The sequence below is a fragment of the Rufibacter hautae genome (genome assembly GCF_008271695.1).
In the GTDB taxonomy this organism is placed as follows: Bacteria; Bacteroidota; Bacteroidia; order Cytophagales; family Hymenobacteraceae; genus Nibribacter; species Nibribacter hautae.
In genome coordinates this window covers 1,426,737-1,450,312 of sequence record NZ_VKKY01000001.1, presented here as the reverse complement: position 1 = coordinate 1,450,312, position 23,576 = coordinate 1,426,737, and the positions used below count along the sequence as shown (strand labels likewise).

The 23,576-nt window shown below is 52.1% G+C and carries 21 protein-coding genes; 13 read left to right on the top strand and 8 right to left on the bottom strand.

The window, feature by feature from the left end; genetic code table 11:
- Positions 1-113: 113 nt before the first annotated feature.
- The 5 genes from FOA19_RS05495 to asnS all read right to left on the bottom strand — a co-directional run bounded on the left by FOA19_RS05495 (position 114) and on the right by asnS (position 5,777).
- Entirely contained in the window at positions 114-689 is a 576-nt protein-coding gene (locus FOA19_RS05495) for a DUF4252 domain-containing protein (RefSeq protein ID WP_149089759.1), read from the bottom strand.
- A gap of 84 nt (positions 690-773) precedes the next feature.
- Positions 774-1,253, bottom strand: a complete 480-nt coding sequence (locus tag FOA19_RS05490; RefSeq protein ID WP_149089758.1) for a GNAT family N-acetyltransferase — start codon at positions 1,251-1,253, stop codon at positions 774-776.
- Between the two features lie 464 nt (positions 1,254-1,717).
- A complete protein-coding gene (locus FOA19_RS05485; protein ID WP_149089757.1) occupies positions 1,718-2,557 on the bottom strand; it encodes a hypothetical protein in 840 nt (279 codons plus the stop codon).
- 628 nt (positions 2,558-3,185) lie between these two features.
- Positions 3,186-3,692 carry a hypothetical protein gene (locus FOA19_RS05480; protein ID WP_149089756.1) on the bottom strand — a complete coding sequence of 169 codons (507 nt, stop codon included), beginning with the start codon at positions 3,690-3,692 and terminating at the stop codon, positions 3,186-3,188.
- Between the two features lie 696 nt (positions 3,693-4,388).
- Positions 4,389-5,777 (bottom strand): asparagine--tRNA ligase, encoded by a 1,389-nt coding sequence (gene asnS, locus FOA19_RS05475; protein WP_149089755.1) that lies wholly within the window; start codon positions 5,775-5,777, stop codon positions 4,389-4,391.
- Positions 5,778-5,995: 218 nt separating this feature from the next.
- Here asnS and rpoN point away from each other — a divergent pair, with 218 nt between their 5' ends.
- The 13 genes from rpoN (at position 5,996) to FOA19_RS05410 (ending at position 17,802) form a co-directional block, all read left to right on the top strand.
- Positions 5,996-7,474 carry an RNA polymerase factor sigma-54 gene (rpoN, locus tag FOA19_RS05470; RefSeq protein WP_149089754.1) on the top strand — a complete coding sequence of 493 codons (1,479 nt, stop codon included), beginning with the start codon at positions 5,996-5,998 and terminating at the stop codon, positions 7,472-7,474.
- A 137-nt stretch (positions 7,475-7,611) separates the two neighbouring features.
- Positions 7,612-8,232 (top strand): hypothetical protein, encoded by a 621-nt coding sequence (locus tag FOA19_RS05465; RefSeq protein WP_149089753.1) that lies wholly within the window; start codon positions 7,612-7,614, stop codon positions 8,230-8,232.
- A gap of 286 nt (positions 8,233-8,518) precedes the next feature.
- A complete protein-coding gene (locus tag FOA19_RS05460; RefSeq protein ID WP_149089752.1) occupies positions 8,519-9,115 on the top strand; it encodes a hypothetical protein in 597 nt (198 codons plus the stop codon).
- Between the two features lie 131 nt (positions 9,116-9,246).
- Positions 9,247-10,803: a M28 family metallopeptidase gene (locus FOA19_RS05455; protein ID WP_149089751.1), complete on the top strand. Its 1,557-nt coding sequence runs from the start codon at positions 9,247-9,249 to the stop codon at positions 10,801-10,803.
- A 150-nt stretch (positions 10,804-10,953) separates the two neighbouring features.
- Positions 10,954-12,603, top strand: coding sequence for a beta-N-acetylhexosaminidase (locus FOA19_RS05450; protein WP_149089750.1), 1,650 nt, complete (start codon positions 10,954-10,956; stop codon positions 12,601-12,603).
- Positions 12,604-12,747: 144 nt separating this feature from the next.
- On the top strand, positions 12,748-12,933 hold the full coding sequence (locus tag FOA19_RS05445; RefSeq protein WP_149089749.1) for a hypothetical protein: 186 nt from the start codon (positions 12,748-12,750) through the stop codon (positions 12,931-12,933).
- Between the two features lie 9 nt (positions 12,934-12,942).
- Positions 12,943-13,413, top strand: coding sequence for a hypothetical protein (locus FOA19_RS05440; RefSeq protein ID WP_149089748.1), 471 nt, complete (start codon positions 12,943-12,945; stop codon positions 13,411-13,413).
- 287 nt (positions 13,414-13,700) lie between these two features.
- Positions 13,701-14,276 (top strand): DUF4142 domain-containing protein, encoded by a 576-nt coding sequence (locus FOA19_RS05435; RefSeq protein WP_149089747.1) that lies wholly within the window; start codon positions 13,701-13,703, stop codon positions 14,274-14,276.
- 75 nt (positions 14,277-14,351) lie between these two features.
- The gene (locus FOA19_RS05430) at positions 14,352-15,017 is read left to right on the top strand and encodes a DUF4142 domain-containing protein (protein WP_149089746.1); all 666 of its coding nucleotides are present in this window, start codon (positions 14,352-14,354) and stop codon (positions 15,015-15,017) included.
- A 120-nt stretch (positions 15,018-15,137) separates the two neighbouring features.
- Positions 15,138-15,386, top strand: a complete 249-nt coding sequence (locus tag FOA19_RS05425; RefSeq protein ID WP_149089745.1) for a hypothetical protein — start codon at positions 15,138-15,140, stop codon at positions 15,384-15,386.
- A gap of 131 nt (positions 15,387-15,517) precedes the next feature.
- A complete protein-coding gene (locus FOA19_RS05420; RefSeq protein WP_149089744.1) occupies positions 15,518-16,372 on the top strand; it encodes a DUF4142 domain-containing protein in 855 nt (284 codons plus the stop codon).
- A gap of 263 nt (positions 16,373-16,635) precedes the next feature.
- Entirely contained in the window at positions 16,636-17,367 is a 732-nt protein-coding gene (locus FOA19_RS05415; protein ID WP_149089743.1) for a DUF4142 domain-containing protein, read from the top strand.
- A gap of 198 nt (positions 17,368-17,565) precedes the next feature.
- A complete protein-coding gene (locus tag FOA19_RS05410; RefSeq protein WP_149089742.1) occupies positions 17,566-17,802 on the top strand; it encodes a hypothetical protein in 237 nt (78 codons plus the stop codon).
- A gap of 135 nt (positions 17,803-17,937) precedes the next feature.
- On the opposite strand, the gene uvrA is transcribed toward FOA19_RS05410, so the two are convergent.
- The 3 genes from uvrA to FOA19_RS05395 form a co-directional block, all read right to left on the bottom strand.
- Positions 17,938-20,979: an excinuclease ABC subunit UvrA gene (uvrA, locus tag FOA19_RS05405; RefSeq protein ID WP_149089741.1), complete on the bottom strand. Its 3,042-nt coding sequence runs from the start codon at positions 20,977-20,979 to the stop codon at positions 17,938-17,940.
- Positions 20,980-21,150: 171 nt separating this feature from the next.
- Positions 21,151-21,852 carry a hypothetical protein gene (locus tag FOA19_RS05400; protein WP_149089740.1) on the bottom strand — a complete coding sequence of 234 codons (702 nt, stop codon included), beginning with the start codon at positions 21,850-21,852 and terminating at the stop codon, positions 21,151-21,153.
- Positions 21,853-22,445: 593 nt separating this feature from the next.
- Positions 22,446-23,561, bottom strand: a complete 1,116-nt coding sequence (locus FOA19_RS05395; protein WP_149089739.1) for an alanine racemase — start codon at positions 23,559-23,561, stop codon at positions 22,446-22,448.
- Positions 23,562-23,576 lie beyond the last annotated feature (15 nt).

Sequence of the window (23,576 nt, the reverse complement as noted above, 5' to 3'; positions counted from 1 at the left end):
TCCCTCTCTTTCCGGTGCTCTTTTTCATGTTACTGGTTCGTTCTGTCAACGGGCAGCTTGTCGTTTCTGTGTCGATTTCCTGAAATCAGGCTTAAAACAGAGGCCTTTGGAAATCAGCCCAAAAGCGGAATCAGCAGATCTGGGTCTATTTTCTGCAGCATTTGCTCTACCTGTTGGCGGGTGAAGCGGCCGTTGACCTGGAGCATCAAGAAGGAGTTGCCGTATTTGCGGTAGCCCACTATTTCCTGCACCTGCTCATTAGACTGCCTCATCCTGAACTGCAAAGAACCCGGTGCCTCATCCAGCAAAGGAATGGCGGCGTAGTTGTCTCGTTGCAGCACCTGGTCTAGTTCCTGGGTAAGTCCCTGCTGGAGTAAACGCTGTGATTTTCTGGTGGTGGGCGTAAAGGAAAGGACGCGCACCGAGGAGATGTTGGCCAAAGCCGCCCGTATGGTGGTGTCGGTGATTTCCTTTGCCAGGTACTTGGAAACCAAGCCTACGGGCACGGTGGTGCCTTTGAAACCGGCCTCGTTGCGGTATTTCTGGTAAAACTCTGCTGTTGACTGAGCCGGCGGCAGTTTGCTGGTGCTGCTGCAGGCTTGCAGAAGACAGAAAACGGCCAGAACCCAAAAGGGTAGGAGCTTGTGCCGAAGTGATTTCTGAGGTGTATAGACGGATGAATAATGCATACGGAAGTTCTGTTTTTGCCTTCTTTTACGGAAAAGAAAGCAAAAACGCTCAATGCCCACTGCGCGTCACCCGTCTTTACAGGTCTACACTTCTTCTTTTCTCTGGGGCTGCTTCTGGTAAATATTGGGCGTGTGCAACTGCATAAAGCGCTCTGGGTGGGGCAGCGGCTCAAACCCGAACTGGGTATAAAGGTCATGTGCATCCTCGGTAGCTAGCATCCAACGGCGGAGGCCCTGTAATTCGGGATGCGCCCTGAAGGCCTTCAGCATCCACTTAGACAGCCCGTTGCCCCGGTATTCCTCCAGCACGAAAACGTCGCAGAGATAAGCGAAGGTGGTATAGTCAGTGACCAGGCGGGCGAAGGCGGCTTGTTTCCCCTCGTAGTAGACACCCACGCACAGAGAATGGTCTATGGCACGTTTCACCACCTGTCTGGGAATTCCTTTAGACCAATAGGCCTGGCTTAAGAACTTATGGATAGTGTCTAGCTGAAGTAAATCTTTGTCAAAGCTTAAGAAGAAGCCGCTGCGGTTGGCCTCAGGCAAAGGAGTAGAAAAAGGCATGATAGTAGTTTAGGTGTTTTGCTGTCGGTTCTTTGGGGAGAATCTGTAGAAGTGAAATTTAAATTATAAAATTACTTGGTAAACTGCAAGTTTTCAGTTGAATTAGCGGAGTTCTTTTACAAAGGAGGGGTGCTGACGAACACCAATCCCTGATCTAATAAGCTGTAGAAAGCTGAAAAGCCTGGTAAAGACCGAATCTTAATCCACTTCAATAATTCAGATTCAAAGAAGTGAGTACCGGGGAAGGAGGAGGACGAGCAAAAAGAAAACAGATATCTGTTTTCGGCCCAGAAATGAAGAATAAGGCTGAAAATGAAACCTCAACAAAGGGCTATATGGAAAATCCACTTCGCGTAAACTTGCTCAAAGGAGCCCTTGGATGAAAGGAAATTAGCTTGACGTCTTTGTTCTGCAGGGAATTGCCACAAGCGGCGTTCACCTGCAGAACAAAGACGATAGAAAGATTAGGATGCTACTGTTAACAGCGCTTCCTCTTCTTTGATGACGGTTTTCTTTGGGGCAGAAGAAGCGGGTGCAGTCTCTTTTTTGTCTAGGCTAATCACCAGCAAGTCGTTCAGGCCTTTCTGCTGTTCCATGTGCTTGAGAAGTGAGTAGATAAAGAGGATAATGCCCACCATCTCCAACACTTCCTCCACCGAGGTGAACATTTTATAGACCAGGCTTATTCTACTGCCTTGATCGGCCATGAAATCACCGCCCACCATCTCCATGCCTACGGCTCCTGCAATGAATACCGTCCCGGCTCCTATAAACCGCAGCAGCGTGGGTTTGGGCAACGACAGGACAAACTTCACCAGGTACAGCCCTACCAGCATGAAAAAGAGGACGTAAGGCACAAACCAGGCAAAATTCAGGAATCCCAGGTTGTCTTGCTGCAATGACTCCTTGAGGAAATTCCGGGAGGGCTTCACCAGTAACTCATGCAGGGAAAACAACTCATCTGCTGAAAGCCAGGCAAACATGCAGCCCATCAGGTACCATTTTCTGTGGTGTTTGGGCTGCGCGCTGTTCTTTACGTGCTTGGAGATGGTAAAAAGCAGGATGGCACTGATCAATAGGTTGATGGTTGACACGTACGTGGGAATATTTCTCTCCCCATCAAACCCGAACATGCCCGTCACATAGTACTGGAAAGAATAAGAACCTGTAATAGACGCGTCAACATATGTCCGGAGGTAGTACTCCACAGCAATGGCGCACGTATCTACAATGAGCAGAACAAGCACAATCCTCAGTAGATACCATAGAACTGAGGCGGGTTTTAAAGTGTAGCGGTTTCCCATATAATATTAGTCTAGAATTCCCGGTAGAACATGTTTTAAAGTGGGCTTCTGTAAAATTCAGTAAGCCAATAATAATTATAATTAATTATAAAATAAAACAATGGTAACATTAATTATAATTATTTATGGGAATTTATACTATGTGATTTGTACCAACTCTTAAGTTCCGAAGGGTTTAGAACTCTGTTCAGGCGTCAGAAATGGTTTCGAAGGCAGACGTGACTGTCAATAGGAGAGAACTGGCATGGGAAATAATATGTCTTCTTTGCTGAAGAACCCTGTCTGTTACTTGCCTTGTTTTGGTTGCTTCAGGGAAAGCGCCTTAAAAGAGAACGGGCAGCAAGGTGCTGGATGGAGTAGAACCTTATGCTGGTCAATCACCAAGTAAGTCCTGGCAAGCATTTTTTAGAGTTGATGCCGAAAGTGATTACAAAGACAATGCGGTAGAAAACTAGGTTAGCATGAGGGCAACTCGTTTTAGGCATCTTTACAAGAAAGCAGCCTAAAAACTAACCCCTTTTCTACCTTGACACTAAATAGAGAACAGGTAAAACAGCAAGAGCCCGCATTGGCGGGCTCTTGCTGTTTTACCTGCAAGTTGCAGGTTAATGGAGTTGGTATGATTTAGTTATTCGTTAGATGCGATCTTGCGGTTAGCCTCTTTTTCCTTGGCAGCCATTTTGCGGGCGGCTTCCTTTTCCTTCAGGGCTTGGGCACGTTCCCGGGCAGCCACTTTTCTGGCTTCTTCTTTCTCCTTCATCGCAAGTTTAGCCTGGCGCTGTTTTTCCTTGGCTGCCGCTGCCTTTTCTTTCAAGGCTTGTTCCCGTTCTTCTTCTTTCTGTTTGATGGCTTCTTCTCTCTCTTGCAAGGCTATTTTCCGGGCTTCTTCCTTTTGGGCGTAAGCCTCGTCCATGGCCTCGTATCTGGCGTCTATCTGGGCTTCGCGGGCAATCTGCTTTTGTTTGGCTAGTTCTTTGCGCTCTTTTGCTTTTTGCTTGGCCAGTTCTACCCGCTCTTTTTCTTTCTGTTTCATCTGAGCCGCACGCTCTTTGCTCTTCTGGGCAGCGCTTTGGGCTTGCGCTGAACCTACGGCCATGGCCAATACAAACAAGAGGAGAGTAAAGTGTTTCATCATAGTTTTTGTGTTTGTAGGATTGTCTCTATTGTCGTTACAAATCAAAATAAATTATTGGGTAAATGCTAATTATTACGGATTAAATTGCTTTTCTATGTTCTTTATATGATTTAAAGCAGTTTAGTTTCCCTTAGAAGTCGCTTTGTTCATTCTGTTTATGCAGGCAGTAAGCATCAAAACAGATGGTTAAACTGAGATTAGTAGATTCTGGGCAATACGGATAAGCAGCAAGAAAGGATACTAATATATAGGATTTAAAATATAGGGATTCTGCCGGTCAATCCGCCGGATCATAATGGATTGGCCTTGTTCTGCTAGATTTAATGCTAAAAGGGCATTTCTGCGCATTGTGCTCAGATCCTTGCCAAAGGTTTTTGCCTGGAGGTTGCGTGCAAAGCCTTCGATGAAGCCTGATGCTTGTCTACTTACCGGAAGGATGCCGTGAACCCAATGTAAACAGCTTTACGGAACTTCTTTAAAGAGAGATGCACAGCTTCTGGTTGATCCATCTTAGCGGTTTTCATCAATCATCCGGAAACAAAAAGCCGAGATAAACACAGTTTCAGGATATGAAATAGTAAACCAGAAAATCAGTTTAGAAGCCGTTTTTAGAGAAATCGGCTTAAAACAAAACCGCCCTACTGTCATGCAGACAGTAGGGCGGTTGGCAGCCACAAAGGGTGGAGTAAGTAAATCCTAGAACTCAGCGCTCTTAGGGAAACGAGGGAAAGGAATCACGTCTCTGATGTTGCCCATACCGGTCACAAACAGCAGCAGGCGCTCAAAGCCCAACCCGAAACCACTGTGCGGCACCGTCCCGAAACGGCGGGTATCCAGGAACCACCACATCTCTTTTTCCGGTACGCCCATCTCTTGCATGCGGGTCACCAGTTTCTCGTAGCTTTCTTCGCGCTGCGAACCGCCAATGATCTCGCCAATGCCGGGGAACAGCACGTCCATCGCCCGCACGGTTTTGCCGTCGTCGTTCAACTTCATGTAGAAAGACTTGATGTCTTTAGGGTAGTTGGTCAGGATCACCGGCTTCTTGAAGTGCTTCTCTACCAGGTAGCGTTCGTGCTCGCTCTGCAGATCGGTGCCCCAGTCTACTTTGTATTCAAACTTCTGCTTGGCCGTCTTCAGAATCTCAATGGCCTCGGTGTAGTTCAGGCGCTGGAAATCGTTCTCCACCACAAAGTTCAGGCGGGGGAGTAGTTCCTTGTCGTACATGTCGTTCAGGAACTGGAGATCGTCCATGCAGTTGTCCAGGGCGTAGCGCACCAGGTACTTCAGGAAGTCCTCGGCCAGGTCCATGTTGTCTTCCAGTTCGTAGAACGCCATCTCAGGCTCAATCATCCAGAACTCGGCTAAGTGGCGGCTGGTGTTGGAGTTCTCGGCCCGGAACGTAGGCCCGAAGGTATAAATCTCAGACAGCGCCATGGCGGTCACTTCGCCTTCCAACTGGCCGGACACCGTCAGGTTGGTTGATTTCCCGAAGAAGTCCTCTGAGAAGTCTACTTCACCGGTCTCGGTCTTGGGCGGGTTCACCGGGTCCAGGGTAGTCACCCGGAACATTTCGCCGGCGCCCTCAGCGTCAGACGCGGTGATGATGGGCGTATGGATGTAAAAGAAGCCTTTGCTGTTGAAGTACTGGTGCACGGCAAACGCCATGGCGTGGCGCACGCGCAACACTGCGCCAAACGTGTTGGTGCGGGGGCGCAGGTGGGCAATCTCGCGCAGGAACTCCAGCGAGTGGCCTTTCTTCTGCAGAGGGTACGTCTCAGGGTCGGCGGTACCCAGTACCTCCACGGTGCGGGCCTGGATCTCCACGGTCTGGCCTTTGCCCTGGCTCTGCACCAAAGTGCCCAGTACAGAGACGCTGGCGCCGGTGGTCACCTCTTTCAGGCTCTCCTCAGAGAACACCGTCATGTCAGCGACCACCTGGATATTGTGTATAGTAGAGCCGTCGTTCACGGCAATAAACGTCACGTATTTGTTGCCGCGCTTGGTACGCACCCAACCTTTTACCAACACCTCCTGGTCGCTGGGCGCCGTCTGGAGGACTTCTTTTACTTTGGTTCTTTTCATATCATTATACAGTATCACGTAGCACGTATTAAGCCCGTGCAAAAGTAGGTATCCGGGGGCAGAAAGCCTTCATAGAAAGAAGAGTCTTGCCGCTTCATACCTGATACTTAATGCCTCGCGCTATTGGTGCGGGCCAAAATTAACCTTTTTTGCAATCCAGTAGTAAAAAACCATAACTTTGGGCTAGTCCGCACTTGTGTGGTTGGTGCCGTTTTCATATGCAGAGACTTGACTTAAAACAGCTTTTATCCCAGAAATTATCGCCGCAGCAGATACAGTTCATCAAATTGCTGCAGGTGCCTACCGCTGAGCTGGAGGCCCGCATCAAAGAGGAACTGGAGGTGAACCCCGCTCTGGAAGAGGGAGACGCCGCCGATGAGCCTGCCACCGACGATGATTCCAGCAGTGATGCCGATGACGATTTCGACAACACCGAGGATGATTTTGCCGAAGACGAAGTCCGCCGCGATGACGATGAGGTAGACCTGGGCGATTACATCAACGATGACGAGGTAGCCGGCTACAAAATGCAGGGCGACGGCCCCGGAGACGAGGAAGACCGCGAAATGCCCATTGCCTTCACCGGCTCGCTCACCGATGCCCTCCTGGACCAACTGGGCTTTCTGAACCTGGACGCCAAGCAAATGGCCATAGGTGAGCAGCTCATCGGGTCCATTGACCAGGACGGCTACATCCGGCGCGAACTGCAGGCTATTTCCAATGACCTGGCTTTCTCGCAGAACATAGACGCCAGCCCGCAGGAGATTGAAGACGTGCTGCGTCGCATCCAGGCCTTTGACCCGCCCGGCATCGCGGCCCGCGATCTGCAGGAGTGTCTCTTGCTGCAACTAGAGCGCCGCGACCCAGACGATATCACCGAAGTGGCCGAGCAGATCATCCATGACACCTTTGACGAGTTCACCAAGAAGCACTACGCCAAGATCCAGCAGAAACTGGAGTTGGAAGACTACGAGCTGAAAGCGGCCATTGACCTGATTTTGAAGTTGAACCCCAAACCGGGCGGAACCGGCGGCGCCACGCGCGTGCAGTACGTGATTCCAGACTTCATTATCACCAACGAAGACGGCCAGCTGCAACTCTCTTTGAATGCCCGCAACGCTCCGGATCTGCGCATTTCCCGCTCTTACGCCGATATGTTTGATGCCTATGAGAAAGGCTCCAAGAAAGACAAGAAGCTGAAGGAGACCGTGACCTTTGTGAAGCAGAAGCTGGACGCCGCCAAGTGGTTCATAGACGCCATCAAGCAGCGGCAGAACACGCTGTTGCGCACCATGGAGGCCATCCTGCGCCGGCAGTACGACTATTTTCTGGAGGGTGACGAAAGCAAGCTCAAGCCCATGATCCTGAAAGACATCGCCGAGGACATTGGCATGGACATCTCCACGGTGAGCCGCGTGGCCAACAGCAAGAGCGTGCAGACCGAGTTCGGAATTATTCCGCTCAAATTCTTCTTCTCAGAAGGCATCGCCACCGATGCCGGCGAAGACGCCAGTAGCCGTGAGGTGAAAGCCATTCTCAAAGACATCATTGAGGCCGAGAACAAGCGCAAACCCCTCTCAGACGATAAGATTGAGAAGATGCTCAACGAGAAAGGCTACAACATTGCCCGCCGCACCGTGGCCAAGTACCGCGAGCAACTGAACATACCGGTGGCCCGCCTCCGTAAAGAGCTATAGGAGAGGGGCCGCCAATCAAGAATCAGGAATGAAGAATTAAAAACAGAAATGATTTAACGCCTTGCTTGCCTCCGTGAGTAGCCCGGTACCGGCCGCTCCAATTCCTAATTCTACATTCTTAATGCTTACTTAAAAAAGTGAATCTCCGCCTCGCAACGGTGCTTTCAGTGCTCTTTCACCCGTTGTTACTTCCCACATACCTGTTCAGTCTGCTGCTGTATTACCTGCCGGCCGAGGTGTTCTCGTATCCGCCGGAAGGCAGGCGGCTTATTGTGCTGTTGGTGTTCATCCTTACCTTCCTGCTGCCGGTACTGGGGACAATGCTCTTGCAACAGGCGGGCCTGGTCACCTCGGTAACGCTAGACGCCCGCACCGACCGCCGTTGGCCGCTCCTGCTTTCTGCCACCTGCTATACCGTGCTCACTGTGGTGTTCTACCGCATCTCTTTCTTTGACAGCCTTTTTTACCTCATGATGGGCGTGATCACGGCCTCGGTGTACCTCACGTTGGTCATCAACCAATTCTGGAAAATCAGCGCGCACGGCATAGGGCTGGGGGGCACATTGGGGATTCTGGTGCTGCTGCATGCCTGGCTGCCCGAGGCGTACCTGCTGTTGCCCGTTTCCTTAGGGTGTGTTATCTGCGGCGCCGTATTGTCTGCCCGGCTGGCTTTGGGGGCCCATAACACCAAACAGGTATACACCGGTTTCGCGCTGGGTTTTCTGCTGGGCGTCTGCCTCTGGGGTACTCCGTTTTAGAGCCTTTTTCAGAAAATCAGGGCAAAAACGGCCTAATCCATTTAGACGAGGGTAGAGAAGAGGTGCCGCTGGAGAAATCAGAAACAACCCCTTCAAATCAGATTTATCATCAGTTTTTAAGTGGCACGCTTTTCGCCTGGTTTCTTTAAAGTAGTCCCAAAACGCGACTGCATTTTTAACCCATGCCTCCGAGAAGAGCCGAACCCGGCATCTCTGTAGAAAGGGCTTGGTTGTGAATACCCCGGGTTTTCCGGATATTGTAGAAGAATTGTTTTTTTCCCAGCTCATGCGTCTCAAGTCTTTCGCCCTTTTCGCTTTCCTCTGCTTCCTATTGTCCATTTCTTCTGAGGGATTGGCGCAGGCCGGTAAAACGGAAACCCAGGTGACCAAGCGTTTCATGCGGTACCTGGCCGGGCAGAACGGCAGGCACAACCGGGTAGACAAAAACATGCTGCCCTGGAACCTGTCTGAGGTGTATGTCAATGACTCCCTGTGGGCCAAAGTCAACATCTCTGATGCTAGCCGCGTAGCGGCTCGCCAAGGACTGCACGGCGCCGGGCCCCAACTCAAGATAGACTTCCGCCTGACCAAACCGGAGTTTGAGTTGATCAAAAACCGAATCAGGCAGCAGAAACGGACCGATTGGACCGCAGAGGATTTTCCGCAGAACATCATGGTGTTGCAGGAATTAGGCTTAGCTCCTGCCTCTTATTATGCCTATTCGTATCCCATTGTGTTGCTGTCTAAGAACCTGGTGCTGGTGAAAAGGTATTTCCGTGCCGATAAAGTCTTCAGCCGCTGGTCTTGTCTGGAGGCCTACCGCATCACCAAAAACGGGCAATTCAAACTGGAAAACTCCTACCTGAATACCACCGGCCGGTAAAGCCTGGCAGCACCTGGTGGAAGGTCTATTCTGTTCAGGAATAGGTTTTTATCCTGTGAGGTTGGTTTAATCATCTGCCCTTTTCTATATTTACCCGCAGACCCACAAACCTCTCTACAAACCCCTTTCTAATGAACAAAGCCTTACAACTATTCCTGGGCGCCGCTTTTCTGGCGATGCCCGCTTTTGCCCAACAGGTAGAGCCGCTGGATGCCACCGTGGTGGAGAAAATCCGCCAGGAGGGACTCAAAAACTCCCAGGTGATGGACATCGCCTTCTACCTCACCGATGTGAACGGACCGCGACTTTCTGGTTCTACCGGCCTGGCCAAAGCCAACCAGTGGACCAAAGACAAACTGACTTCCTGGGGCCTGAAGAACGCCGTGATTGAGCCTTGGGGCACGTTTGGGAAAGGCTGGGATGTGGAGAAATCCTATCTGGCCCTCACCAAGCCATACTACCAACCCATGATTGGGTCGCCAAAGGCCTGGACGCCCAGCACCAACGGACCGGTAAAAGCGCAGGTGATGCTGGTGAAAGCCACCAAAGAAGAAGACTTGGCCCAATACGCCGGTAAGCTGAAAGGCAAAGTAGTGATGATGGAGGTGACCAATCCTATCAAAACCACCTTCACTGCCGATGCCAGCCGCTACACCGATGAGCAGCTGCAGAAAATGGCCGAGCCTGTGCAGCCTACCGCCGGCCGTACGCCCATGACCGATGAGCAAAGAGCCGCCATGCAGGCCCGCCGGGCGCTGGTAGCCAAAATGAGTGAGATGTTCCTACAGGAAGGTGCCGTGGCCATGTTCAGCGGCCGCAGCGGCTCGCACGGTACGTACTTCACCAGCAACGGCGCCTCGTACGCCATGGATGCCAAGCCTGTGTTGCCTGAGTTTGAAATGGCTCAGGAAGACCTGGCCCGCATGAGCCGCCTGCTGGCCGCCGGTATTCCCGTGGAAGTGGAGCTGGAAAGCAAAACCCGTTTCTTGACGGATGACCAACAAGGTTATAACGTGATCGCGGAGATTCCGGGTACCGACAAGAAACTGAAGTCTGAGATTGTGATGCTGGGCGGCCACATTGACTCCTGGCACGCCGCCACCGGCGCTACGGATAACGCCGCCGGCGTGGCCGTGATGATGGAAGCCGTACGCATTATCAAAGCCTTGAACCTGCAGCCTAAGCGCACCATCCGCATCGCCCTGTGGGGCGGGGAGGAGCAAGGCTTGCACGGCTCCCGGGGATATGCCAAAAAGCACCTGGGTGACCCGGCTACCATGAAGCTGTTGCCGGAGCACGCCAAGATTGCCGCTTACTACAACCTGGACAACGGCTCGGGTAAAATCAGGGGCATTTACACCCAGGGCAACGAGGCCGTAGCCCCTTTGTTCACCGAGTGGCTGAAACCGTTCCATGACCTGGGCGCCACCACCGTGACCAACCGCAACACCGGCGGCACCGACCACCTTTCCTTCGATGGGTTGGGCTTGCCGGGCTTCCAGTTCATCCAGGACGGTCTGGAGTACAACACCCGTACCCACCATACCAACATGGATACCTATGACCGCCTCCAGGCCGAGGACCTGAAGCAAGCCTCCGTGATTGTGGCTTCCTTCGTGTACCAGTCAGCTACCCGCAAAGACAAGTTGCCGCGCAAGGCACTTCCGGCCGTGAAGCCGCAGTCATAAGCGTCTCCGCAGCGGACAGATCGGCCTTTCTTTGGTTCTCCAGAGAAAGGCCGATCTGTTTTTAGGCCGTGTGGAAATAAACCTTATTTTTAATCATCTGTTTGGCTGTGCTGCTGGAAAGTAAAAACAACGTTAATCCGTCACCAACTAATGAAGAAACGCTGGCTGTCTTGTTTGCTGGGCTTGTTTGCCGTGGTGTCTTTCCAATGCCAGGGACAGGCGCCGCTGGCCAATAACATCGTGCCCCGGCCCGTTTCCTTCAACGCCACCGGCGAAAGGCCCGTGACCATAGACCGGCATACCGTCATTCTCGCAGATGCTCCCTACAAAGCCCAGGCCGAGTACCTGCAGGCGCTTCTGCTGGACCAGTGTGACCTGGGTCTTGCCATCTCTACCCCAGATGCCAAACCGGGCAGGCACACCAAAATCCAACTCCTGCATGACACCATAGAGGCCAACCGGCCCGAGATGTACTGGCTGGAATCGGGTGGGCCGGTGATCAGGATAAAGGCCAGGGACGTGGCCGGAATGGTGCACGGCATCCAGACGTTTTTGCAGTTACTGCCGCTGCAGAAAGCCAAGCAGGTAGCCTTCCCGACGGTGGAGATCAAGGATTATCCGCGCTTCGCTTACCGCGGCATGCACCTGGATGTGAGCCGCCATATCTTTCCCGTTGATTTCCTCAAGAAGTACCTGGACTACCTGGCGTTCCATAAATTCAACAACTTTCACTGGCACCTCACCGATGACCAGGGCTGGCGCCTGGAGATCAAAAGTTACCCTAAACTCACCCAGATAGGCTCCTGGCGCAACTCTACCCTCATCGGGCACTTTAAGGATGTACCCGTCCGCTATGACTCTACGCGTTACGGCGGCTTCTACACCCAGGACCAGGTGCGGGAAATTATTGCCTATGCGGCGGTGCGGGGCATCAACGTGATACCGGAGATTGATATTCCCGGGCACAGCCGCGCGATTATTGCCGCTTATCCAGAATTCAGCACCAAACCAGACTCAGCGTGGCAGGTAGCCAATACCTGGGGCATGTACAACCGGCAGAACAACGTGCTGGCGCCCAACCCGGAGACCTTCAAGTTTCTGGAGACCATGTTCCAGGAGGTGGCAGACCTTTTCCCGTCACCCTATATTCACATTGGCGGCGATGAGTGCAGCAAGATCTGGTGGAAAGCCAGTTCTAGCACGCAGGCGTTCATGAAGGCCAACGGGCTCAAAGACGAGAAAGAGCTGCAGACCTATTTCATAAAGCAGGTATCGGGTTATCTGGCCAAAAAGAACAAGAAAGTGGTGGGCTGGCACGAGATCCTGGAAGGGGAGCTAGACACCACGGCGGTCGTCATGAACTGGGGCGGGGCCGCGGAGGGCATCGCGGCAGCCAAAAGGCACCACCCGGTGATCATGACGCCCGGCAACCCGCTGTACTTTGACAATTACCAGTCTAAAAATCCGCAGGACAGTCTGGCCATCCATGGATACAATCCGTTGGAGGCAGTTTACCAGTACAACCCCGTTCCGGCCGAGTTGCAGCAACTGAGACTGCAGAAGTACATCCTGGGAGCGCAAGGCAATGTCTGGACCGAGTACATGGGCAGTCCGGCCAAGGTAGAGTACATGGTGTTCCCGCGCATGACCGCCCTGAGCGAAGTACTCTGGACCGATCCCAAGCAGAAGGATTTCGCTGACTTCAAGCGGCGGCTGAAAACGGCCATTCTGCCCCGGTACGCCTTCTGGGGAAGCGCCTATTTCGGTGACTTTGAACGCTGGACCCTGGCCGATAAATAAACGCTTCGGAACGCTTCTTTTTCGCTTGGAAAAGGCACTATTCTGTTTTAGGGACAGTTTCATTAAAGTAGCGCATAAACAGGTAAAGACTTGAGTACTGGGTGCATCTTTGTATCTTTACCCTCTTACTTCTTGCTTTGACCCATGGCTTTTCGTCCATCTGCTTTGTTGCTGAATTTCATGCTCACCGTCTCGTTCCTCATCTTGATGTGGCGCCTGGAAGACCCTAATATCTTTGTGACCTTGGCGGCTTTTGTGGGGTTCATGATGTTTGTGGTGATCAAGATCATCATTGTGCTGCGGGACCGGAAAAGCAAATCTTCTAAATAGCTTTATTTTATGGAATCTTACTTCTTGAACCTTTCACCCTCTAACCACAACGGGTCTGCGCTCTCTAAGCTGTACCTGTTCATGGCGGTGGTGTTCTTTCTATTGGGTGGGCTGGGCGTGTACCGGCACTACACTGCTGAGGACGAGGTGGCAATTGGCGTTTATTTCCTGCCCTTGCTGCAAGTGGCCTTGGCCATCTCTTACCTGATAGTGGCCTGGCGCCGGCGCAAAGCCAACGGTACCAGCTATGTGCAGGTAACCGAGGAGCACCTGGAACTGAAGCTTTCCTTAACCCAGGCGGCCATCACGCTGCCCTGGAATACCATCAGCTTGCTGCGGGTACAGTCAGATAAATTGCTGTACCGGTTAACCTCTGGCCAGACCGGGCAGATTGAGTTGGATTCGGTACCGGAAGAGTACGAAGAGGCTGTACGGGATGCCATTCGGCAGGCCGGAAAACGCAAAGGCGTCAGTCTGTAGTCGGTATTAAGTAGCGTTCTCTTTGGCAGAAGGGCGTTTGGGGGCTGCTTTTAGAAAAGCAGCCCCCAAACGCCCTTCTGGTTTTAATACCTTTCGCGGCCTTCTGGCTGGGAGAGGATGGTACCGCTGGGCTCTTCTTTAAGCACAACTTCTGATAGGCGACAAACCAGCGGCAAAGAGAAAGAGCCAGTTTAGAATTGGTAGAGTACAATGTCAACCCTGTGAAGCATACTCCGTAAAAAGACTGTACGGAAATTTTCCGTTTGCCATCAGTACAAGATCTAACTATGAAAAACGCTCTGCTTTACCTGCTGTTCGCGGCTTGTGTTTCCTCTGTCTCTGGTTGTGGCGGCTCCTCGTCTGAGGCTACTTCGGTAGATGCGGCGGGAAAACACAATGAGGATTTGCTGGAAAGTACGGGCAAAGATGAGAAAAGCGGCTGGTTTGTGGCCGAGGTGACCAGCGGTAACCTGTATGAGGTGGAACTGGGCCGGCTGGCCAGTAGCAAAGCCGCCGATCCGCGGGTGCGGCAACTGGGGCAGTTGATGATGGACCACCACACCCAGGCCAACGCCCAGCTAAAACAGATCGCAGACCTCAAGAACCTCATGGTGCCCTCCAGCTTGGGAGATGACCATCAGAAATCCTTCAACGACCTGATGAGCAATTCAGGGGCCGCTTTTGACAAAGCCTACTTAGAGGCGCTGGTAAAAGACCACAAAGAATCCATTGAAAGGCTGGAGGAAATGTCTGAGGAAGGCACCGATATGGAACTGAAAGCCTTTGCCGGGAAAAGCCTCCCCACCATGCGCGCGCACCTCTCGCAGGTAGAGCAGCTGGAAGATGAACTGGAGCCTAAATAGCGGTCCGCAAGCCTGCGGGAGTAGTTGTTGCCCAAGCAGTTTTGCCTTGGGCGGCTCAATGAAACAGAAGAAACTATGAAAAAGATATTTTACGGCGTAACGGCACTTGCCTTGATGGCAGGCTGGGGTTGCAGCAGGGTAGATGCCAACACGTCTAACTCAGTGCCCACCACAGATGCCTACGAAGCAACGGTGACCTCGTCCAACTCGGCGGCCGGTACTACCCGTACCACGGCAGATGCCTATGTCGCCCCGGGCACCACCAGCAACGTAGCGGGCACCGGCACCATGCGCTACGGTACCCGTGACATCACAGAAGCCACTTTCCTTACTGAGGCAGCCAGCAGCAACATGATGGAAGTACAACTGGGGAAACTGGCGTTGGAGCGCAGTGCCAATTCAGAGATCAAGCGTTTTGCCCAGACCCTGGTAGACCACCACACCAAAGGAAGCCAGGAACTCACCAGCATCGCCTCGGGCATGAACTTCACACTTCCCACCGCGCTGTTGCCTGAGCACCAGAAACTGGTAGACGAGCTGTCTAAACTGACCGGTTCTGAGTTTGACCGGAAATACATAGACAAGATTGAGGATGCGCACGAGAGCGACATCGCGCTGTTTGACGTGGTCAGTAATGCGGCCCCCACTACCACCGTGAAAGCCTTCGCCATCAGAACCCTGCCCATGTTGCGGGTGCATGAGCACGAAGCCGATGAGCTGGAAAAGAAAATCTTGAAATAAATTTTCCCCTTTACAACAGAAAAGCCTGCCCACCGCAGGCTTTTCTGTTGTAAAGGGGAAAGCATCGGTTTCAAGCCTGTTTTCCTCAAAAGACCTTCAAAACAGATTAGCTAGCTATATATGAAAAAGACGATAATCCGAAATAGTTCTTACGGCGCCTTGGCCCTGTTCCTTCTTTTGGCTTCGGGCTGCAGCAGCGACCAGAAAGGGACACAACCCACCACAGACACAGATGTCAACGCCGAGGGATCAGCGGAAAGCCCTACCGCAGCCACCAGTAGCGCTGGCAGCGGCGGCATGGGTGGGGCGGCCTCTACCCACGCCATCGCCTCAGATACGCTGGCCGCAGATTCCTCCAACCAACGGTAAGAGGCCAACTAACCCGTATAAATAGCCATGGTTTTCTTGAAATTCAGTATTTGTTCCAGTGTTGACGCTCTAACTGCCTCATTTTGAGAACGTATACAGGGCTGAACGAATTTGAACAAAAATAAAGAGCTATGAGAAAAGTCATGTCAATGCTGATGGCCGGGGCTATGCTTGCGGGCACCGCATGTTCCAGCACAAATACCACTACAGATACTGCTTCCGCCACCGGAACATCAAGCGCCTCCGGAACAGCCGGTAGCGCGGGTACAGCCGGTTCTATGTCAGGGTCAGGAACCATGTCTGGCTCCGCAGGCACCACCACCGCCGGAACCACTACAACGGGTACCACCACTGGTACTACCACCGGAACCACAGGCACCACCGGTACCACTTCGGGCACTACCGGAACTACCTCCGGTACTACGGGCACCACCGGTGGGTCTACCACTAGTGGCACCACTGGTACAACTGGAGGCACTACTGGCGGAACTACCGGGGGAACAGCCGCAGGCGCAGGCGCTACCGGAACCGCCGGGGCCACCATGGATATGACCAACATGACAGACGCCATGTTCATGATGACGGCTGCCAGCAGTAACATGTTTGAGATCCAGGCCGGTAAATTGGCCGTTCAGACTGCCACTGATCCTGAGGTAAAGAGATTTGCCCAGATGATGGTAGACCACCACACCAAAGCCAGCCAAGAGCAAATGACCTTGGCCTCGCAAATGAAAATCACCCTGCCTAAAACCCTGATGCCCGTACACCAAACCATGCTGGACAAGCTGAAAGGAAAAACCGGCAAAGGGTTTGAAGAAGATTATATGGATGCCATGGAAGCTGCCCATAAAATGGACATCGCTATGTTCACAATGAAAAGCACCAACGCAGAAACCCCAACCGTGAAGGCACTTGCCGCCAAGACACTGCCTATGCTTAAATCTCACCAAGGGATGGCTACCAAACTGGAAGACCGCGTAGACTAAGTCTGCGTTTACCCTACTTCTCATTTTTCAAGTGCCTGCGTTTAAAGGTTGTTTCTACAAAACGCCTCCAAAACGCAGGCACTTTCATGTCAGGCCTGATTAATCAGGTGGTATTTCCCGGCCCACAGCAGAGAACCGCTGGCCTATAATCCTTAGGTCTTAAGTTCCTGAATAATAGTTGCGGCAAAGAAAATCAACCACCGGCAGAGCCCTGCGTATAAAAACCATTCTTAAAAACAGTTCTACGCGATCATTCTAAAACTATGAAACACACCATGCCCCTTTTTGCGGCCGCCATTCTGTTAACTGGCGCTGCCTGCAATACCTATACAGCCAGCACAGACCCAGATAACTTTGGTACCGGCTACGGCCTGTCAAACGAACAAGTGGGCACCCACCCCGGCAGCACCGGCCTGGCCGAAGCCCATAACGATGCCACCCTTGACAATCCGGCCACGGGCGTGAGCTCAGACAGCATGGCCGCAAACCAAGACCAGGACCAACTCTTCCTGATGACCGCCGCCAGCGGAGGTTTAATGGAGGTGCAGGCAGGAAAACTGGCTACCACCAGAGGACAAGACCCCAGCGTAAAGCAATTCGGGCAGCGCATGATCACCGACCACACCAAGGCAAATACCGAGCTCAAGGCCTTGGCGGCCAAAAAAGGAATTACCCTGCCGCCCACGCTAATGCCTGAGCACAAGCAGCACCTGGACATGCTCTCGCAGCAGGGCAACGACGAGTTTGACCGGATGTACATGCAGCACATGGTGGAAGACCATGACAAAGACATCAAGTTGTTTGAACAGGAAGCCGCAAACGGCAAAGACCCAGACCTGAAAGCCTTCGCGGCCAAGACCCTGCCCGTTCTGCGCGAACACCGCAAATTGGCTCAGCCGGTATTTGAAAAAGTAGGCCGGGGCGGATCGCCTGACGGAGCTACCGCCAGCGGAGCCGCTGCCAGTGGCACTGCCAAAAAAGCCGGCGCTGAGTAAAAGGCAAGCACCCTGAAACAGTGAGCCCGACTATCTCCATAAGGTAGCCGGGCTCACTGTTTCAGGGCTGTTTTAGGGAAAGGAGGCCCAAAACCAGCATCGGGGGGAGGAAGGTGAGAGCGCCAATCCGTAAGGGGAAATGCCAGTTGTTTTTCAAAGCCCCAATTGAGTACCTTTGCGCCAAACTTTCTGAAAACGATGAAATCTATCATGCCTTTCTTTGCGGCTTGTGCTTTGCTGGCCGGTTCTGCTTGTTCTACCTATACCTCTTCCACAGATCCTATTGATTTGGGTTCTGGCACCACTACCGAAGAGGTAACTGCCTCTGCGCCAGTAAAAGAAGAGGCCCACACCGTGGCTGCTCCCGTGAAAACGGACAGCGCTGCCGTAGCCCAGCCAGACTCAGCGGCCCATTCAGAAGAAGCTGCCCACTAAGAAGTAATTTTCGGGTGGCGCTGTTTTAGCGTCCTTTTGCGGAAATGACCTTTAAAACAGAAAAGCCTTGCTCTTGGAGCAAGGCTTTTCTGTTTTGTATTTCTGAGCCGATTTCCTCAAATCAGCCCCTAAACGTTATTCGGTTTTCTTTTTGCGGCCGGGCTTTTTCTTCTCCTGCACGGCAGCGGGTGCCGTAGCATCAGCCTCCGTGGTTTCTTTCTTCTTGCGGCCCCGGGTTTTCTTTTCTTTCACTTCTTCCACCGGTGCCTCATCTTCTGGCTCTGGCTCATCTGCCACGAATACCGGCGCATCTATGTAGTGGCTGGTGCTCAGTTCGTCTTTCAGGAAGCGGGCGGTATAGCCTAAATTCATCTCTGCCACGTGCTCCGGCGTTCCCTGGGCCACAATCATGCCGCCCTTGGCACCGCCTTCCGCCCCGATGTCCACCACGTGGTCCGCGACTTTGATCAGGTCCATGTTGTGCTCAATGATCAGCACCGAGTTGCCTTTGTCTACCAGTTTGTTCAACACGTCTGACAAGTGCTGGATGTCTTGGAAGTGCAGACCCGTGGTAGGCTCATCCAGGATGTAGAGCGTGCGGCCAGTGTCTTTTTTGGAAAGCTCCGTGGCCAGTTTCACGCGCTGCGCCTCTCCACCAGACAAGGTAGTAGCCTGCTGGCCCAGGGTAATGTAGCCGAGGCCCACCTGGTTTAAGGTCTGGATCTTGCGCAGGATACGCGGTTGGTGCTCAAAGAACTCCACGGCGGCTTCCACGGTCATGTCCAGCACATCGGTGATGGATTTTCCTTTGAAGCGAACTTCCAGCGTCTCGCGGTTATAACGTTTGCCTTTGCAGGTCTCGCAGGGCACGTACACATCGGGCATGAAGTTCATCTCGATGGTCCGCATTCCCGCGCCCTCGCAGGTCTCGCACCGACCGCCTTTCACGTTGAACGAGAACCGACCAGCCGCGTAACCTCTGATCTTCGCCTCAGGCATAGACGCAAACAGACTCCGGATCTCAGTGAACACGCCCGTATACGTAGCCGGGTTAGAACGAGGCGTCCGCCCGATGGGGCTTTGGTCCACTTCAATCACCTTGTCAATGTGCTCCAAGCCTTCAATGGCTTTGAACGGCAGCGGCTCGCGCTTGGCGTTGAAGAAGTATTTGTTCAGAATCGGGTAGAGCGTGTCATGAATGAGTGACGATTTTCCACTACCTGATACACCCGTCACGCAGATCAATTTGCCCAACGGCAACTCCAGCGTCACGTCTTTCAGGTTGTGGCCGGTGGCGCCGCGCAGGATTAGGCTTTTGCCATTTCCATCGCGTTTCTGCTTGCGTACCGGAATTCCTCTTCTGTAGCTCAGGTAATCAGAGGTGGTGGTTTTACTTTCCATCATCTCTTTAGGCGTGCCCGCTGTCACAATCTGGCCCCCATGTACTCCCGCGCCCGGACCGATGTCCACTACGTAATCGGCGGCCAGAATCATATCTTTGTCGTGCTCCACTACTACCACCGAGTTTCCTAAGTCACGTAGATCCTGCAGGGCTTTAATCAGCTTCTCGTTGTCACGCTGGTGCAACCCGATGCTGGGTTCGTCCATGATGTACAACACGCCCACCAACTGCGTGCCAATCTGCGTAGCCAAACGAATCCGCTGGCTCTCCCCGCCGGATAAAGTCCGCACGGAGCGGTGTAGGTGCAGGTACTCCAATCCCACGTCTACCAAGAAGCCAATCCGCTTGCGGATCTCTTTCAGCAGTTCGCGGGCAATCAGGTTCTGGCGTTCATTCAGGCGTTCCTCCAAATTAGCTACCCAACCCGCCAGCTCCGCGATGTCCATTTCAGACAGTTCGCCGATGTGCTTGTTGTCCAGTTTGAAGTGCAGCGATTCTTTTTTCAGGCGGTAGCCGTTGCACTCGGGGCAGGTGCTCTGCTGCGTGTATTCCTGCACCCAGTTGCGCACGTTCTCCGAGTCAGACTCCAGTTGTTTCTTCAGGAAGTTGAGCACGCCCTCAAACACGAACGGCTCTTTCTTGCCTTTCGGGTCTTCTTCCTCAAAACCGTGCAGTAAATGGTTCCAGGCCTCTGCCGGAATATCCTGGATAGGAACAGTGAGCGCGGTTTTGTGGCGTTTGAGTAAGGCGGTGATCTGGGAGAAAATCCAGATGTCGCGGTACTCGCCCAAGGGAGCAATCCCGCCGCGGCTGATGCTCACGGTTTTGTCCGGCACGATGGATTCCTCTGTCAGTTCCTCAATCTCGCCCAAGCCGTTACACACCGGGCAAGCCCCGTACGGCGAGTTGAACGAGAACGTATTAGGCGCTGGGTCATCATAGGCGATGCCGGTGGCAGGGTCCATCAAGTGGCGGGAGTAGAACTGCGTCTCGTTAGTGTCTGCGTCCATGGCCAGCGCCGTGCCTTTGCCGTGCTGCAATGCGTTCTGGATAGAGGTAGATAACCGGTAACGGTCCTCGGCTGAGGGCACCAGCTTGTCAATCACAATTTCGATGTCGTGGATTTTGTAGCGGTCTACCTGCATCTTGGGCGTCAGTTCCACCAACTCGCCATCAATGCGGGCACGCAAGAAGCCCATCTTCCTAATCTGCTCAAACAATTCGCGGTAATGGCCTTTCCGGCCTTTTACCACCGGGGCCAGAATGATGGTGCGCTTGCCGCTGAAATGCTCCAGGATGTGCTGCACAATCTGGTCATCCGACTGCTTCATCATCTTCTCGCCGGTCACGTAACTGAAGGCCTCGGCGGTACGGGCGTAGAGTAAACGCAGAAAGTCGTAAATCTCAGTGATGGTGCCCACCGTAGAGCGCGGGTTGCGCGAAGTGGTTTTCTGCTCAATGGAAATCACCGGCGAAAGTCCCTCAATCTTGTCTACGTTCGGGCGTTCCAGTCCGCCCAAGAAGGAGCGGGCGTAGGCCGAGAACGTTTCCATGTAGCGGCGCTGCCCCTCGGCGTAGATGGTGTCAAACGCGAGCGAGGATTTCCCGCTGCCGCTGATGCCCGTGAAAACCACCAACTCATTGCGCGGTATCTTGAGCGAGATGTTCTTGAGGTTGTGCTCCCGCGCGCCGTACACTTCAATGAAAGGCACATCTACGGTAGAGGAAGTATTTTTTTTGGCTACGGGGGTAGCGGTTGATTCTTTTGGCGTCATCCGATCGGTTTCGGTTTAAAGAGCAAAGGTAGGCATTCCCGCGCTACAATGGCACCGGGCAATCCATCTCTTCTTAACCGAATTTGGAAGGGAATAGTTTATTGAGAGAGAGGAGTTTTTGGTGGAGTGTTTAGGGGCTACTTTTGGGGAAAGAGGGATGAAAACGGGAGGTTATTTAGTTGGATATGGAGGAGGAGGCAAATCAGGCGGTGGCGGAGGAGGGAGGAAAAGAGAGATAAATGTATTTTGGGTTAAAATAGGGCCAAGTAGACTGTCTTCATTTATTCTCTTTGTAGTCGGGCTTAGTTTGTTTAACTCCGTAAGGCTAAAGAGTAATTTTCTGGCTTTTTCGAATGAACTACTCTCTAAACTACTGCTTAGAGCAATGACCTTCTCTGCTGAGTCTGTTTTGATTTTAATAAAGTAAGAATTGTAATTACAAAGACAGGGTTCTGCTTTTGCCCTTATATCAGCTTGTTCCTTATAGTACTTCTGAAAATCAATCGATGATGCCCATTTAACAAACTTGTATAGAACTGTATCTATACTGGGATCTGAGATTATCGTGTCTTTGTGGAAACGGTCGAAATTAGGTGTTGAATTTGAGTCACTTTTATAGTCATAAGAAAAAGCAAAATCCTTTCTGTAGATGGATACTCTATCATTTGTAAAGTTAAAATGAACTAGCCTGCGAGCCCCGAAATTCTCATTGGTATCAGTTGCTGAATCAGCCCAGTCGATGTCTATGAAAGTAATGGATTGAATACTAGGAGATGCTTTCTTCCTTTCAGAAAACTCACAACCAAACACCCCAAAGAGGATACTCAGGATTAAGAGATTGTAAAATCTAAGTATCAAGTAACGTATCTGCATCAGACAGGAATTTGGCTATTAACTATAAGGCAGATGCGTTTTAAATCCTTTTCCATAAAGTAGGTCAAAAATGATGTGTTGCTGGCGCGAGCGTCCCGCTCGTGCTTACGCGTTCTTAAGTAAAATTCATTATGGATGGAATGCGTGCGGACACGAGCTGCAACCTTGCGCCAGCCGACGAGGGATTTAATGTAAGGTTAAAAACACTACTTACATCTGATACTGCAAAACAATCATTAAGTATAAACTAATAACAAATAGGCCGGTAAATACTTTGACTTGTTTATCTCTGTATCTATTTAAAAACAAAAAGTTTATGCATTGATGAATCATGACATAACCGCAGAATACTATCCATGCTTTGGTTGTATGGTTGCTAGCGGAGCCATAACCGAGTAAGAAAACGGTGATGCCGTATAAAACCATAATAACTATAAATAACAGAATGTTATAAACAGCCATCCTTGCCATACTTGTTACCATTCCTTGCTTCAACATATAAGTTTCATGACAATTTGCAGAATGTATATTACAAGTTCCTGCGCAATCTAAAGAAGCAATTCCAGAAATCTGTTAATTATGAAAATCCTGCTTCAGACAACTACCCCACTCAAATGCTCCAGCCGCTCGCCGTTCAACGTTAGGTAGCTTTTTGCTACGTCTGCTGTCAAGCAGGAGTGCACCGGCAGTACGCCGACCAAGCCACCAATCTTAAATTGAGAGAACAGTTCCGGCGTGGTGCGCACAATGCCGTGTTCCTGGGACAAGGAAATTAATGTTGTGGCTGGAAGTGGCGCTTCCCAACCATTCTCCGTCAACGGCACTACTAACCCGAAGATGACGCCACCATCCGCCTGCGGCAAAGCGTCCTTGGAGAAGTGCACGGAGCCGCCGTAGAGAATGACTTCGTTGCGGTCTGGGTGCAGGGCTACCACCGGGCAGGCCATGGCTACGGCAATGTCTTCCAAGCGGCAGGAACTGATGAGGTTTTGCATGAGGTCATAGAAGACGAAGTTGCCCGGGCGGATCTCGTCCATGCCGCTGAAATCTTCCATGATGCTGCAACTAGGCGTATCCCCGATGGAGAGTTGCAGCTGAGGCCACGTCCCAACATACCGCTCTTTTAAGCCGCGCATCTTTGTAAGCGTATCCTGGTGGATAGCGGCAATGCTTTTATGGTTTCGGGCTTTGTAGCTGTGACCGGCGTGCGCCAGAAAACCTAGAAACGTGTGTTGCTTGGTTTGGGCCAGTTCTTGTAAAACAGCGTCTAAAACGGCGGTATCTTCAGTCTTGATGCCGGTGCGGCCATAGCCGGTGTCTGCTTTAATCCAAATGTTGACAGGCGTAGACAAATGCTCGCGCAGAAAGGCCACGTCATCGGCGGAGGTGACGGTCAGGTTCAAGGTAATCTGCTGCGCCAGTTCTGCTATCTGGGGCAATTGCCGGCGGTTCAGCGGGAAGGCGATGGTGATGTCCTGCCAGCCATGCCGGGCGAAGTACTGCGCCATCTTCACCGAGGAAACAGTGATGGCGGAGATGCCTGCTTCCTTAAACCATTCGCCTACCTGCCAGCTTTGGTGCGTTTTGAAATGCGGCCGCAGCTTCACGTTCTGCCGTTTGGCTTTCTCGGCCATGCGGTGGAGGTTGGTGCGGGCAATCTGCTCGTTCAGCAGGAGAGTAGGCTCGGTGATTTGGTCAAGGAAAGACATGGCAGCAGCGTTAGA